The following is a 13250-nucleotide window of genomic DNA, read 5'->3' as shown; positions in this document are numbered from 1 at the left end:
AGACTGGCCGTCAAACAAGGTACACGACCTGCTTCCCTGGAAGCTCGATCTTAGCAACGTCTAACCGTCAATACGGTTCAGATGAGCCGCTTACGGCCGGACGGGAAATGGAACGCATCGCGGACTGTGCCGGGCAGGGGGGAGGGAGTGCAGCGGACACACTGAAGGACGAATATGCTGTTATGCGGGCACTGCGTGACGTGCTCAGCGTCCCGTAATCCGTCAGACGTCGGGCGGGGCTTCGGTGCCACCCGGTTATGCCCGCGAGAACCCACAGGGTCAGCCCTGCGGGCTGGGCTGGGCAGGGCGGAGGCGCCTGCGGCGCTCCCGCTGTTGCTCCTACGCCCTCTGAGCTGTGGTGTCCGGTGATTCTGCCTGCCAGTACTGTTCATTGTTTTGCTGCTGTTTCTTTTCCTGCTGTGCTGTCACTTCTCTCGCTTCCACTTCAACAACCGGGCGATGGCCCCCTCCGGCTCCTGATCCGCTGCGCGGATCAGTCGTCAGCCCTGCTTCGTCAGGCAGCTGCAGGGCAGCCGCCAGCCTCCGCCGAACCCCTGCGGGTTTCGGGCCATCCGGCCAGGGTCTGATGGCGAAGGTCAACCTCCCGCTTGCTGCGGCCCTCCGGCCGCGCCGCGTCCACCACGCCAGCGTTGCTGGCGCTCTGAGGCCGCCACGCCGTTCCGCCGTGCCGGGTGTGTGCATCCTGTCCGCCCCTGACGGGCCACCTCCCTGCCGTTCTCACACGGAGGGCTGGTCGTAGCACCGCCGCGTCTCCGGGCAAGGGGTGAAATGCACTCCGCCAGAAACTTTTTGCGGGCAAAAACTTTCTGCCTGCGCCCCTTGCCCTGCACCTTGCGTCGTCGCTCCTTTGCCCTTTGCCGCGAGAGAACTCACCAGGGAGATGGATTCACCATCACGAGGAGACTAGCAGGATGAACACACGAAACGTCAACGTCACAACCGCCGCTCCAGAATCTTCCAGGAAGATGGGGGAGGACAACAGCGCAGAACGTGAATGTATTGCCGGACTGATTGCCCTGTATTCACGCAGTTTGCAGACCGGGTTTCGCATCGTCAGCTCTGACCTCTCCCGCTGTGGTGATGTGCAGATTGAGATTTTTCGTTATGGCCTGCTGGCATGGCGCGCACTGTCATCGGAGCCAGATTTCATGGCTGACCTGAAACGCTATCTGCTGCGTGTTCAGCGACCGTAATGATCACCGGAAGCCCGGAAAAAAAGGGGAGTGTCATCAGAATGAAAACCAGAACAGCGTCAGCAAAGAATACCGCGCCGGTACAGGGAATGCTGAAACAGCTGCGGGTCAGCGTCAGTGACACGCATGTGCTGGCGTTTGACAACGTGGATACCCGTTTCAATGACTGCGTTAACTGGCGGGTACTGGAAAACGGCAAACGGACACTGTTCAGCACCCGGACATATGAACATTTTGCGGAGGTGAAAGCCGTCATGCTGGCGACGATTGAATGCTGTCAGGCCCGTGCCACGCCGTCGGATGTCTCCCGACTGGCCTGCGCACAGGCAGTGATCAAGGCTCTTGATGCGTGTCCGTCTTTTGCGGCACTGGCTACCCATCCTGGGCGCATTGCCTGAGCAAACGTATTGCGCCGTGACCGGATAGCCCTCCGGTCACGGCATAACCACCACAGTAACGAAGAGGAAACTATTATGGTCACCACGAATACTACTGCAAAGAAAGCCCGTAAATCCAACAGTGTGGATCCGGCTGATGTTCAGAAAACCCCGGAAGAACTATCCAGCCTGCTGGACAATACCGAACTGCAATATGCCTCGTATTCGCAGTTGCTGATTGGCGATCTCAACGCGCGTCATGTGCTGCATTCTGATGATGAACTGCGCGGGTATGCCGATTCCATTCAGACCGTCGGACTTATCCATAATCTGGTGGTTGTTGCCTGCGAGGGGGGCCGCCTTGAGGTGGTCTGCGGCGGAGGCCGTACCCGTGCCATCGGTCTGCTGGTTGATGATGGCGTGGTTGACCCGGAAAAAATCTGGATCCCTTTCAAGTCGGTTCCTCGTGAGCTGGCGCGAGCCGTCTCCCAGATTGAGAATGAAAAGCGTAAAAACATGCACCCTGCGGATCAAATCCGGGTTTTTCGTTCTCTGTCCGAAGAAGGAAAGACCCCGGCCCAGATTGGCGCACTGCTGGGGTACGGCGCGAAACATGTTCAGCGCATGATGAAACTGGCAAATCTTGCACCAGCCCTGTTGCAGATGCTGGCAGAAGACAAGCTCGATGTGGAACAGTGTCAGGCGCTGAGTCTTGAAAACGATCAGACCCGTCAGGTGGAGGTGTATGAGCAGGTGAAATTCTATTACAGCCATACCCCCGCCCATCTGCTGAAACGGCCATCACCGACACGGAAATGCCCGTGAACCACTATCACTTTACGTTCGTCGGGCGCGAAGCGTATGAAGCCGCTGGCGGGGTGGTGCGTGAGGATCTGTTCAGTGCGCAGGACGGCGACGGTACGGCAGACAAAGTGCTGGTCGACCGTCTGGTTCAGGAAAAACTGGCGGCAACCGCGCTGGCACTCCAGCAGGAAGAGGGCTGGTCATGGTCACAGGTCCGGGATTCTGCCCTCTGTAACTATGGTGAAGACCGGAAAATGTTCGGTCTGCTGCCTGAGCCCGCCGCGCAGTATACCGACGAGGAATTGCAGCGCCTCGAAGACCTCAACGCGCAGCTGGAGGCCACTGAAACGTACGATGATGAAGCGGAATTTCAGCAGCAGATTGATGACATCGAAGCCGCTGCCGGGAACCGGGGATGGACTGCGGAACAGAAGGCCAGTAGTGGGGTAGTGGTCAGCCTGTATTGTGGCGGGCTGTGCATTCAGCGGGGTGTGTATCAACGCACCGAGGGTGAGAATGAGACGCATAACGATAATAAAAAGGCGATGACGCGCGAACGCGAACCGGATGTCGCTGAGGGTATCAGTGCGCCATTGCTCACAAAAATGTCCTCCGAACGAACCCTTGCGGTGCAGGCCGCGCTGGTTCAGCAGCCGCAGAAAGCCGTGGCGCTGCTGGCATGGCAGTTGTGTACCAGGGTGTTTGACCACGGCAATACAATACGCCATCCCTTTGTCATGCGTCTGGAGGTGCATCACAGCAGCCTGACCCGTGAAGCGCCCACAGGTGAAGAAGGGGCAGGGTGGCTGAGCCTGATGCAGGAGAAAGCCCGTCTTGAAGCGCTGTTACCGGAAGGCTGGAAGCAGGATTTCACCACGTTCTTCACCCTCGATGCCCCGACACTGATGTCCCTGCTGACGTTCTGCACGGCCTGCTCTGTTGATGGCACACAGACCCGGACGATGGGGCATACCACGGTCAGTGACCTGGATTGTCTGGAAACTGCCATCGACTTCCGTCTGCGTGACTGGTGGGTGCCGACCTCCGCTAACTTCCTCAGCATGCTCAGTAAACGTCAGATAACCGACGCACTGACACAAGCCGGCCTTACGGGGGCAGCGCAGGATGCGGAAAAAATGAAGAAAGTGGATGCAGCAGCCCATGCTGAATTCCATCTGGCCCGTTCAGCGTGGGTGCCGTCATGGATGCAGCCAGCCAGTGCGGAAAAAGAGGCGGCTCTGGCCCCTGAAAGCGTCACGGAAACCGCTGATAATCAGCAGGATACCCGTTCAGACACTGACCCGGCAGAAGCCGCCTGATAACGGAGGCTGCCCCGGCCAGCCGGGGCAGCAGGAGCAACCGCATGAAATATCACACAGACAGTCTGAACACCCTCACGCCGGGTGAGTTTGAATATATCCGTGAAAAGGGAGCGGAATATCGTCGTGAACTGAGCAATGCCGTGCTTGTCACGCTCAGCGTACCACCGGGGTGGTGCATGAATGCCGAATACCGCAGCGAGTTTGGCGGGATGTTTCCGGTGCAGTGCCGCCTGAGCATGACGGACTGTGACGACGTTCATCTCTGCATTTGCAGTCCGGGTGAGCTGTCGCCATTCTGGCTGGTCGTGTTGCTGTCGGGGGAGGGGAGTCTGGTACGCACGTTGATGCAGTCGGATCGCTTTGACCCTGCCGCCATCAATCATCTGATAAACCGGGTGGCGGGGCTGAGTCGTTTCAGCATCACGGCGGCAGCAATGTTGTCGTTACTGAACGGGGAGGGCACCGTATGATCCCTGACCATCATGCGCTGGTCACGCTTAACCCGGCACGGCAGGCAGCGCTGCAGGCTATCGTCGACGTAGAAAACCGCAGGGCAGAGGCCCGTCGTCTGTCAGAGCTTCCACACGCGAGAACCTTTCTGCGGATCCCGACCGGCAGCAGCCGTCTTAACAGCCGGGTGGCGCATCAGATCCCCGGCCTGTGCTGGGAGGCGATGAAAGGGAGACATTCCCTGAAACAGGTGGAAGACGCGCTCGAGATACTGATTGCCAGCCGGGGAGAGCGCTGCACCGGGCCGCTGTGTGATACGGGTGTACAGGGGGCATTGTTTCCCGACGTGAAGCACAACCGGGCAGATCGTCGGGCGCACAGGGAGAAACACGCCTTCACACACTATCAGCGCCAGCAGGCCCGAAGAACAGAGCAACAGTGCCTGCAACGGCAGAACCTGCTGGACAGGGCGGCGACGGATCTGAATTTTCAGTCACCGGAAACGGTGCGGGACTGGTATTCGCGCTGGGGGGAAGAGTTCGACCACAACGAACTGGAACCCCTGTTCTGGCGCTGGAAGGCCCGCTTTTCATCGCTGAGTGAACTGAGGTGGTTGCGTACCGCGAATGAACCCCTGTGGCGCATTATTCTGGAAATCACCTTCATCGTGCAGGACACGCCCGAACATATGCACATCGCTGAACGCTGGATGATCCCCAACAAGCTGGTATACCTGGAGGCAGGCCGCGAGGAGCGTACCGCTGAAATCCGGGTAGTGCAGGGGCTGTCAGGAGAAGCATCGCACTGAAAATAAGGTGGTTTTATACCGATTTTGGCGTGGTATGCCTGGGAAGAGGGTGACAGGTTGGGTATAATGGTGATGGCGCTTGAAGCTGTTTGCTTCATGACGTTCAGGTGGTTTGTTGCCTTGTTGTGGCGCAAATAGCAGAAAAGCCCCGAGTAATTTTTTCAAATTAACCCGAGGCTCAATCTGCATGCCTAGACAACATCAGATTAGCCGCTTACCTGCTCAAAAGCAAGGAGAAGTCGCTATGAAACTGCCGCGAAACGCCCTTATCTGGTGCGTACTGATAGTGTGTCTCACACTGCTGGCATTCACATTTCTGACCCGAAAATCGCTCTGCGAAATTCGGTACAAGGACGGAAACAGGGAGGTCGCGGCCTTCATGGCATGCGGATCCGGTAAGTAGCAACCTGGAGGCGGGGGAAACCCCGCCTTTTCAGGGCTGTGGTGTCATGGCTTGCCGAAAGCGCCTTTCAAAAGGGCTGTCAGTGTTTCCTGCTGACAGCCCTCTTTTTTTATGGGAGCAGCGATGTGCTGACGGCCCTCAAACCCGGCGCTCCCGCTGTTGCCCCTTCGCCTTCTGAGCTTCGATGTCTGTTGGTTCAGCCTGTCGGTACTGTTCTTTGTTCTGCTGCTGATCCTCTTCCTGCTGTGCTGTCGCTGTTTTCGCTTCCATGTCCACTACCGGGCAATGGCCCCCTCCGGCTCCTGATCCGCTGCGCGTCTCAGTCGTCAGCCCTGCTCCGTCAGGCAGCTGCAGGGCAGCCGCCAGCCTCCGCCGAACCCCTGCGAGTTTCGGGCCGTCCGGCCAGGGTCTGATGGCGAAGGTCAACTTCCCGCTTGCTGCGGCCCTCCGGCCGCGCCGCGTCCACCACGCCAGCGTTGCTGGCGCTCTGAGGCCGCCACGCCGTTCCGCCGTGTCGGGTGTGTGCATCCTGTCCGCCCCTGACGGACCACCTCCCTGCCGTTCTCGCGCGGAGGGCTGGTCGTAGCACCGCCGCGTCTCCGGGCAAGGGGTGAAATGCACTCCGCCAGAAACTTTTTGCGGGCAAAAACTTTCTGTCTGCGCCCCTTGCCCTGCACCTTGCGTCGTCGCTCCTTTGCCCTTTGCCGCGAGAGAACTCACCAGGGAGATGGCTTAGCCATCAGGAGGATAACGCCTGGATGAACACACAGAACGTCAGAACCGCCGCTCCAGAATCTTCCAGGAAGATGGGTGGGAAGAAAACGTGTGTTCTCTCAGCAGGTTAACCGGATCCAGTGCAGTCACATGATGGGCATTACAGCCCTGAAACTACCCGACAGGAGACATTAACGATGACCGACGCTATCAGCTTAATCACCGAACCTGAGATTTCTCAGTCAGCTGGCGAACTTATTCCCTCTGTAGCCATTGATCGTATTATCGCGATGCGAAATGAGGCTATTAGCCATTTTATGCAGGCGCTGGCGGAGCTGGACACCTCGCGCACACTGCTTAAACGGGCGACCAGTGGTGATCATCTCTATGGTTTTTCACAGGTGGTCACAGAATCCCTGCACTGGCCTGAGAAACCTGAGCAGGCATTACGCCGTATTTCCCGGCTTGCTGACCAGAAAATCTGGAAGCAGCTGATGAATGACACCGGAATGTATACCTTCATGAGCAAAAAGCAGCGTGATGAATGGGAGCGGCAGCTTGAGAGCGAAGATTGCCCGGAAATTACGCTGGATAATGTGCTGGCAACATTCCGCCATCTTCATGAAAATAAAGCCGATACCTTTGAAAAAGGCGTGATTGACGTTTTTCGCGCTCTCTCATGGGATTATAAAACCAATAACCCCTGTCGGATGGGGAAAAAAATTATTGTCAGCGGATTTCTCGACACCTGGCGCATTGGAAAACCGACTTTTTCGTCGTCAGGCTATGCCCGACTGGATGATTTGGCCCGTCCGTTCTGGTTGCTGGACGGAAAAAATATGCCCGATCACCGTGCATCAGAAGGCAGCATCTTCGATCGCTTTTATTCAGAATGCGGAGCCGGGGAGTTGTGCGATATGGAATATTTTTCAGTCAAAGCGTTTCTGAAAGGTACGGCGCACATTACGTTCAAACGTCCCGACCTGGTTGATCGCTTAAACGATATTATTGCCCGGCATTACCCGGCAGCACTTCCACCACAGGTCTGAGTCAGAGGGATAACACGACCGGAGCAGGGGAGGGAGCCCCTGCTGATACCGGGCATAAAACGGCGGGCAGTTCCCCTGCGGGGAACGGGGCAGGGCGGGGGCGCCTGCGGCGCTCCCGCTGTTGCCCCTACGCCCTCTGAGCAGTGATGTCGGTTGGTTCAGCCTGCCTGTGCGGCTTATTGTTCTGCTGCTCATTTCCTTTCACTTCCACGGCAACAGCCGGGCAATGGCCCCCTCCGGCTCCTGATCCGCTGCGCGGCTCAGTCGTCAGCCCTGCTCCGTCAGGCAGCTGCAGGGCAGCCGCCAGCCTCCGCCGAACCCCTGCGGGTTTCGGGCCGTCCGGCCAGGGTCTGATGGCGAAGGTCAACCTCCCGCTTGCTGCGGCCCTCCGGCCGCGCCGCGTCCACCACGCCAGCTGTGCTGGCGCTCTGAGGTCGCCACGCCGTTCCGCCGTGTCGGGTGTGTGCATCCTGTCCACCCCTGATGGGCCACCTCCCTGCCGTTCTCGCGCGGAGGGCTGGTCGTAGCACCGCCGCGTCTCCGGGCAAGGGGTGAAATGCACTCCGCCAGAAACTTTTTGCGGGCAAAAACTTTCTGTCTGCGCCCCTTGCCCTGCACCTTGCGACGTCGCTCCTTTGCCCTTTGCCGCGAGAGAACTCACCAGGGAGATGGCTTAACCATCACGAGGAGACCACCAGGATGAACACACGAAACGTCAACGTCAAAACCGCCGCTCCAGAATCTTCCAGGAAGATGGAGGAAACCCCCGTTATGTCGGTCGATGCCGCCCATGAACTGGCGCTGGTCATCAATGCCGAACTCGACGAAATGGTGTCGGTACGTATGCACATCAGCAACTGTAGCTACGAGGGAATGGAGTTTATCCACCGCCTCGATAGCTGGGTGGCTTTCCCCATGCTCAAAGACCGTAAAGAGCGGTATGACATCGAATTATTGCGATGGATCCGCAAAACCGCACAGGTGCTCTGGGAGAACGGTTACCTGCCCGAAGAGTACCGCAACGAAGAGGAATGATGATAACGCCCGTGATTACTGCGGGAGAGCAGGCCGGGCAACCGGCCTGAGCCAGAAAGTCTGGGGGAACCATGTCACAGCTCAGTTTGCTCGACCTGATTAATGCTTTTGAGGGGGCAGGGAAAAAAGACACGGTGCAGACGCCTGTTGTCACCGCTTCCGCCCCTTCCCGGATGGAAACGGCCATGCTGACCACGGAGCAGGCCCGAAAAAAGTTCATCAGTGTGTTTAATCGTACCGGGCGGCATCTGCGCCGCTGGGATGTTTTCAGCGATTTTATCACTCTGGCGGCAAGCGAAATCGACCTGGCGCGAGTCCGTACACCGGAAAATATTGAACGCGCCCGTAAAATTTGCGACCGCTATGAGACACAGGATATGGCGGGGCTTCATGACATGTTCGGCCTGATGGTGACGGCCCTTCAGGGCAAGTTCCATGATTTTCTGGGGTCCGTTTTTATGGAGCTGGAAATGGGGTCCGGTGATATGGGGCAGTTTTTCACGCCCTATCACCTACAGGCGTTAATGGCCCGTATGGTGTCAGCCGACATGGGGGAAACCATCAGTCAGCGGGGCTGGATTGATTTGAGTGAGCCGACCTGTGGCGCGGGCGGGATGGTTATCGCATATGCGGAATGTATGCTCGAAGCCGGTTTCAACCCGTTTGAGCAGCTGTTTGCCAGTTGCATCGATATCGATCCCATTGCGGCGGATATGGCTTTTATTCAGCTGGGGTTGCTGGGGATCCCGTCTGAGGTTATCACCGGCAATACACTGACGCAGAAATTCTCACGGGTCAGATACACCCCGGCGTATTACTTCAATCACTGGCAGGAAAAACGTGCAACCAGAGAGCGTCTGGATGCCATGCGTGAATTCCTGCGATCCATTTCCTGATAAAAGGGTGCAGGCCATGTGACCTGCGCGACGGAGAACACTCATGAATATGCAGACTTCTCAGCCAGGAGGACTGGAGCTGGATCTGGAAGCCATTGCCGCCGGGGCACCAGGGGGCGCACAACCTTTGTGTCTCAGCACCACAACAGAGCAGGCAGCGCTGGCGGCAGACGCACTCTGGCAGTTTGCACAAAAAACGGGACTGGACACGCCTGGGGAGCCACTGGAAACCGTGCTGGTTGATTTTATGACCAACCTGCTCCACCTGTGCCGTCTGACGGGGGTCATCACCGATGAAGAAAATCACTTCACGGGCATCATGCAGACGGCAGAAATGCACTGTGAACTGGAAGAAGGGGAATACGATGCGTAAAGCGACAGGAAACCTGCCTGAATGGGCACTGTTTACCGAACTGGAATGCAGCACGGCGCACATCCGGCGCGGGGATTCGTACATGCTTGATTTGCTTGCAGAGGCTGAGCCTGAAAAAGACTGGCTTTGCTCACTCCCGGAAGGCCACCTTATCCGGCTGAGCGCCCGTCGTTTCCCGGTTCTGGAGCTAAAACGGCGCGGCTTTTCCCGTGAGCTGCGCTGGCTTGCGTTTGTGGCGTGCCGGGAAGGCTGTCGCTCCCTGTATATTGGCGCTGACGGTTTCATCCTGGAGGGGTTTGACACTTTCGACTGGTAGCTGGTCGAAATGTGAACATGTTAATGGCCGGGGCGTGAACTCTGCCCTGGCCGGATTTATCCACAGGATAACCGTCGCGGTGTTCAGCGAAACGGTGGGTAACTTTGCCGCCGAAAAAGCCAGGCAGTTCCCCTGCGGGGAACAGGGCAGGGCGGAGGCGCCTGCGGCGCTCCCGCTGTTGCCCCTTCGCCTTCTGAGATTCGATGCCTGTTGGATCCGTCGGTCCGTGCTGTTCATTGTCCTGTTGTCGAATTTCTTCCTGCTGTTCTGCCGCTGCTCACGCTTCCACGTCAATCACCGGGCGATGGCCCCCTTCGGCTCCTGATCCGCTGCGCGGCTCAGTCGTCAGCCCTGCTCCGTCAGGCAGCTGCAGGGCAGCCGCCAGCCTCCGCCGAACCCCTGCGGGTTTCGGGCCGTCCGGCCAGGGTCTGATGGCTAAGGTCAACTTCCCGCTTGCTGCGGCCCTTCAGGCCGCGCCGCGTCCACCACGCCAGCGTCGCTGGCGTTCTGATGGCGGCATGACGTTCGCTCCGCTCCGGCATGCCGGTGTGCGCCATGTTCACCCGTTGCAGTGGCCCGATGCCTCCGTATTCCCCGTCGCAAGGTATTCGGCCACACCGTCCCGCTCCTTCTGGCAAGGCTGAAATGAACGCCGCAAGCGGCGGCCTTGCCAGCGCGTGACGGCATGGCCAACTCCCTTGTTTGCGACGGCGAATACTCACAGAGGCATCTCAGTAACCCACTGAAGACAGGAGGAACACAACATGGCACACCGCAACGTCAAAGGAGCGACAACGAAGCCTACAGAAGCATCTCCTTCAGATCTGACCGTCAGGCAGTTTCTGGACGTGTTTTGCTGGGTCTTGCGCGTCACCGATGGCATGGCGCAGCCCGACATTTTCACCGTCCCGGCGGACAGCCAGGAAGTGATCCTGATGAACACCAACGGCGTTGATTATGCCTCGGTCTGGATTGTGGAGGGTTACCCGGTCGCCGCCGGGATGCCGGTAGAGCATTTTTTTCGCGTCATTGCCTGTTAATGAAACCACTGAAGAGGAAACCACTATGATTAGCTTTGCAAATCGTTATCGTACCCCGACCTCTATTCGCCAGAACCGCCCGCTGACCAATGACGAACTGGCCCGCATTGTCCCGAGTGCTTTTTCAGAGGAAAAGCATGAATCGCGTTCGGAAAAATATACCTACATCCCGACGATTAATATTCTTGACCGTCTGCGCGATGAAGGTTTTCAGCCTTATTACGCCGCGCAGTCACGCACCCGGGATATCGGAAAACGCGATTATACAAAACATCTGTTACGCCTGCGCCGTCATGATCAAATTAACGGTAAAGAAGTGCCGGAAATTCTGTTGCTGAACAGCCATGACGGCTCAAGCAGTTACAGAATGATCCCGGGCATGTTCAGACAAATATGCACAAATGGCCTGGTGGCCTGGAAAAACTTTGGTGAATTTATTGTGCCGCATAAAGGCGATATTGTGGGGCAAGTTATCGAGGGGGCTTATGAAGTATTAAAAACCTTCGATAACGTGGACGGCAGCATTGAAATGATGCGCGGAGTGGATCTTTCTGAGCGTGAGCAATTGCTGTTTGGCCGGATGGCGCTGGAGTACAAATATGAGGGCGCACATATCCCTATCACCGAACAACAGGTTATTCGTCATCGCCGCTGGGAAGACAATCGCAGCGATTTATGGACCACCTTTAACCGGGTTCAGGAAAATGTGATTCGCGGCGGCGTGCGCGGGAAAACGGCAAAAGGAAAAACCACCAGTACGCGGGAGGTGACCGGTATTGATGGCGACATTAAACTTAATCAGGTGCTCTGGAAGATGGCCGAGGAATTTGCGAAGCTGAAAGCCTAGAAATAAAAAGCCTCTCTGAAATCGAGAGGCTTTTTTTATGATTCGGGGGGGCTTTTTGCCGCTATTCTGAGGGGCGAACTATCCGTTTTAATCGGCAGGACATTCTCTGCCTCACGCTCCAGCAGTATTTTTCTTGCCAGTAAGATGCGATAAATACTTTTGATTTTTCCTGCGTATTCTTTCCGTTTATTCAGCAGGCGGGGTGATGGCCCTGTATTATACATGCCGACACTGTCCCAGTTTTTTCCGTACGATCTGAAATTGTGCGCCAGCACCCAGGCACCCGCATAAACGCAAATACAGGGATCGTTTAACAGCCGGATTCTGGAAATATTAAACTGTTTCAGCCTGCCATAATGTGAACTGTTCACCTGCATCCCACAGACGTCTTCACTTCCGTCATGATTCGCGGCATTTATTGCGGCGGGTCTGAGTCTGCTCTCCTGAATGGATATTGACATTAATAACAACGGGTCAATGTGGTAATCCTTTCCTGCCTGGTCGAAACACATTTGTGGTGCAGCCGATGCCGGAAGTGCTGCCGCCAGCAACAACGGAACCAGTGTGGTTATTTTCATAATAACTCCGGATATGGCCTTTAAAATGCACGACAGCGTGAGCCGTTAAAAAATAACCATGACGAATGGTTTTATCAAGTTAATTCACTACAGACGCGCGTGAAGCGCTAAAAATGGGGATATCAACCCTGGCCGAAATAATATAATGGTCCCCTGAGGGGCTGTTGACGTGCCGCTTTTTGATGACCCATAAAACCTCACACCCCACGCAAGACGTCGTCTTGCCGATTTCTCTTTTAGTTTCATCAAAATACGATTAAAAAAACGGGTGGGATTTAAGTCTGAGGCAAAAATGTGTGCTAATTAGCATACCAACAGGTACCTGATTAGCACACACAACAGCGCCGGATCAGCACACCTGTTAGCACTAAAAAAGCGCTAACAGGTGTGCTGATTGTATGTATCTCTTATTATCAAATAGTTACAAGCCAACAGTGCTGGATCCACACACATCCTGGTACCTCATCCACACACCTGTATAAACCTGCTTTCAGGCTTGACAGCGCTGGATCCACACACCATATTGAGACTCTTTAGTGAGATAATTCTTGCCATAAATTGAGGTGACAGTGCCGGGGCGGCGCTGTTATCGATATTTGAGGAAATAGCATGCCACGTAAAAGTATTTACTTTAAGGATAAACTTGATCGTGAAATTGAAACTATTATTGAAGTGGAGCGACAGAAAGGCGCATCGTCATCTGAATCAAACTATTCCAATATGGTTAATGAGCTCGTCAGGCTGGGGTTGATGGTCTACAAAAATAAGGAAGAGGGGCCCGGATTCGACCTCGAAGGGTATCGCCGGGATTTAATCCGAAAAGCCGCCGGTTCGCGTGAAGGTATTATTATACTGACCACGCTGATTTCAGAAATTTATCTTCGGGATAAAGGGGCCGAAGGGATGTCGCACCTTGAAGCACTGGTTTCACAAAGTATCAACTCAATTAATAATGCTGAGCATGACGCAGAAAAAACACATTTCCCGCCTGCAAAAAAATAGAAAACCGGCCAGAAGGCCGGTT

At 56.0% G+C, this 13250-nt stretch carries 19 protein-coding genes and 2 pseudogenes; 16 read left to right on the top strand and 5 right to left on the bottom strand.

Features of this window, described 5'->3' with window-relative positions:
• Positions 1 to 339 precede the first annotated feature (339 nt).
• The gene (locus ACI2I2_RS20115; protein WP_404659547.1) at positions 340 to 702 is read right to left on the bottom strand and encodes a hypothetical protein; all 363 of its coding nucleotides are present in this window, start codon (positions 700 to 702) and stop codon (positions 340 to 342) included.
• Between the two features lie 230 nt (positions 703 to 932).
• On the opposite strand from ACI2I2_RS20115, the gene ACI2I2_RS20110 reads away from it, so the two are divergent.
• From ACI2I2_RS20110 to ACI2I2_RS20080, 7 genes and pseudogenes are all read left to right on the top strand, one after another.
• Entirely contained in the window at positions 933 to 1214 is a 282-nt protein-coding gene (locus tag ACI2I2_RS20110; RefSeq protein WP_404659546.1) for a hypothetical protein, read from the top strand.
• 41 nt (positions 1215 to 1255) lie between these two features.
• A complete protein-coding gene (locus ACI2I2_RS20105) occupies positions 1256 to 1612 on the top strand; it encodes a hypothetical protein (RefSeq protein WP_404659545.1) in 357 nt (118 codons plus the stop codon).
• Positions 1613 to 1687: 75 nt separating this feature from the next.
• Positions 1688 to 3714: pseudogene (locus ACI2I2_RS20100) on the top strand (ParB/RepB/Spo0J family partition protein).
• Between the two features lie 44 nt (positions 3715 to 3758).
• Entirely contained in the window at positions 3759 to 4187 is a 429-nt protein-coding gene (psiB, locus tag ACI2I2_RS20095; RefSeq protein WP_404659544.1) for a conjugation system SOS inhibitor PsiB, read from the top strand.
• On the top strand, positions 4184 to 4975 hold the full coding sequence (locus ACI2I2_RS20090) for a plasmid SOS inhibition protein A (protein ID WP_404659543.1): 792 nt from the start codon (positions 4184 to 4186) through the stop codon (positions 4973 to 4975). The genes psiB and ACI2I2_RS20090 overlap by 4 nt, the downstream gene beginning before the upstream one ends.
• A gap of 187 nt (positions 4976 to 5162) precedes the next feature.
• A pseudogene (locus ACI2I2_RS20085) lies at positions 5163 to 5315 on the top strand (Hok/Gef family protein); the annotation flags it as partial.
• The gene (locus tag ACI2I2_RS20080) at positions 5264 to 5374 is read left to right on the top strand and encodes a DUF5431 family protein (protein WP_404659556.1); all 111 of its coding nucleotides are present in this window, start codon (positions 5264 to 5266) and stop codon (positions 5372 to 5374) included. The pseudogene ACI2I2_RS20085 and the gene ACI2I2_RS20080, both read left to right, overlap by 52 nt.
• 142 nt (positions 5375 to 5516) lie before the next feature.
• Here the strand turns inward: ACI2I2_RS20080 and ACI2I2_RS20075 are convergent, their stop codons facing one another.
• The gene (locus ACI2I2_RS20075) at positions 5517 to 5906 is read right to left on the bottom strand and encodes a hypothetical protein (RefSeq protein ID WP_404659542.1); all 390 of its coding nucleotides are present in this window, start codon (positions 5904 to 5906) and stop codon (positions 5517 to 5519) included.
• 383 nt (positions 5907 to 6289) lie between these two features.
• Here ACI2I2_RS20075 and ACI2I2_RS20070 point away from each other — a divergent pair, with 383 nt between their 5' ends.
• Complete coding sequence (locus tag ACI2I2_RS20070) at positions 6290 to 7141, top strand: DUF4942 domain-containing protein (RefSeq protein WP_404659541.1); 852 nt, start codon at positions 6290 to 6292, stop codon at positions 7139 to 7141.
• Positions 7142 to 7268: 127 nt separating this feature from the next.
• On the opposite strand, the gene ACI2I2_RS20065 is transcribed toward ACI2I2_RS20070, so the two are convergent.
• On the bottom strand, positions 7269 to 7610 hold the full coding sequence (locus tag ACI2I2_RS20065; RefSeq protein WP_404659539.1) for a hypothetical protein: 342 nt from the start codon (positions 7608 to 7610) through the stop codon (positions 7269 to 7271).
• A 230-nt stretch (positions 7611 to 7840) separates the two neighbouring features.
• Between ACI2I2_RS20065 and ACI2I2_RS20060 the strand changes: the two genes are divergently transcribed.
• The 5 genes from ACI2I2_RS20060 to ACI2I2_RS20040 all read left to right on the top strand — a co-directional run bounded on the left by ACI2I2_RS20060 (position 7841) and on the right by ACI2I2_RS20040 (position 10086).
• On the top strand, positions 7841 to 8176 hold the full coding sequence (locus ACI2I2_RS20060; RefSeq protein WP_404659538.1) for a hypothetical protein: 336 nt from the start codon (positions 7841 to 7843) through the stop codon (positions 8174 to 8176).
• Between the two features lie 71 nt (positions 8177 to 8247).
• Complete coding sequence (locus tag ACI2I2_RS20055; protein WP_404659537.1) at positions 8248 to 9072, top strand: N-6 DNA methylase; 825 nt, start codon at positions 8248 to 8250, stop codon at positions 9070 to 9072.
• Between the two features lie 43 nt (positions 9073 to 9115).
• Entirely contained in the window at positions 9116 to 9445 is a 330-nt protein-coding gene (locus tag ACI2I2_RS20050) for a hypothetical protein (RefSeq protein ID WP_404659535.1), read from the top strand.
• The gene (locus ACI2I2_RS20045) at positions 9438 to 9761 is read left to right on the top strand and encodes a DUF5983 family protein (protein WP_404659534.1); all 324 of its coding nucleotides are present in this window, start codon (positions 9438 to 9440) and stop codon (positions 9759 to 9761) included. Before ACI2I2_RS20050 ends, ACI2I2_RS20045 begins: the two co-directional genes overlap by 8 nt.
• 34 nt (positions 9762 to 9795) lie before the next feature.
• The gene (locus tag ACI2I2_RS20040; protein WP_404659532.1) at positions 9796 to 10086 is read left to right on the top strand and encodes a hypothetical protein; all 291 of its coding nucleotides are present in this window, start codon (positions 9796 to 9798) and stop codon (positions 10084 to 10086) included.
• A 116-nt stretch (positions 10087 to 10202) separates the two neighbouring features.
• On the opposite strand, the gene ACI2I2_RS20035 is transcribed toward ACI2I2_RS20040, so the two are convergent.
• On the bottom strand, positions 10203 to 10448 hold the full coding sequence (locus ACI2I2_RS20035; RefSeq protein WP_404659531.1) for a hypothetical protein: 246 nt from the start codon (positions 10446 to 10448) through the stop codon (positions 10203 to 10205).
• A gap of 77 nt (positions 10449 to 10525) precedes the next feature.
• On the opposite strand from ACI2I2_RS20035, the gene ACI2I2_RS20030 reads away from it, so the two are divergent.
• Both ACI2I2_RS20030 and ACI2I2_RS20025 read left to right on the top strand, forming a co-directional pair.
• On the top strand, positions 10526 to 10801 hold the full coding sequence (locus ACI2I2_RS20030; protein WP_404659530.1) for a hypothetical protein: 276 nt from the start codon (positions 10526 to 10528) through the stop codon (positions 10799 to 10801).
• Positions 10802 to 10829: 28 nt separating this feature from the next.
• A complete protein-coding gene (locus ACI2I2_RS20025; RefSeq protein WP_404659554.1) occupies positions 10830 to 11648 on the top strand; it encodes a DUF932 domain-containing protein in 819 nt (272 codons plus the stop codon).
• Positions 11649 to 11683: 35 nt separating this feature from the next.
• Here the strand turns inward: ACI2I2_RS20025 and ACI2I2_RS20020 are convergent, their stop codons facing one another.
• Positions 11684 to 12226 (bottom strand): lytic transglycosylase domain-containing protein, encoded by a 543-nt coding sequence (locus ACI2I2_RS20020; protein ID WP_404659529.1) that lies wholly within the window; start codon positions 12224 to 12226, stop codon positions 11684 to 11686.
• Positions 12227 to 12835: 609 nt separating this feature from the next.
• On the opposite strand from ACI2I2_RS20020, the gene ACI2I2_RS20015 reads away from it, so the two are divergent.
• Complete coding sequence (locus ACI2I2_RS20015) at positions 12836 to 13228, top strand: conjugal transfer protein (protein ID WP_404659528.1); 393 nt, start codon at positions 12836 to 12838, stop codon at positions 13226 to 13228.
• The last annotated feature ends 22 nt before the right edge of the window (positions 13229 to 13250 follow it).

It is taken from the genome of Scandinavium sp. NPDC088450 (assembly GCF_044900545.1).
Classification (GTDB): domain Bacteria; phylum Pseudomonadota; class Gammaproteobacteria; order Enterobacterales; family Enterobacteriaceae; genus Scandinavium.
The sequence above is the reverse complement of the archived record's forward strand: the minus strand, read 5'-3'. Positions and strand labels throughout refer to the sequence as shown.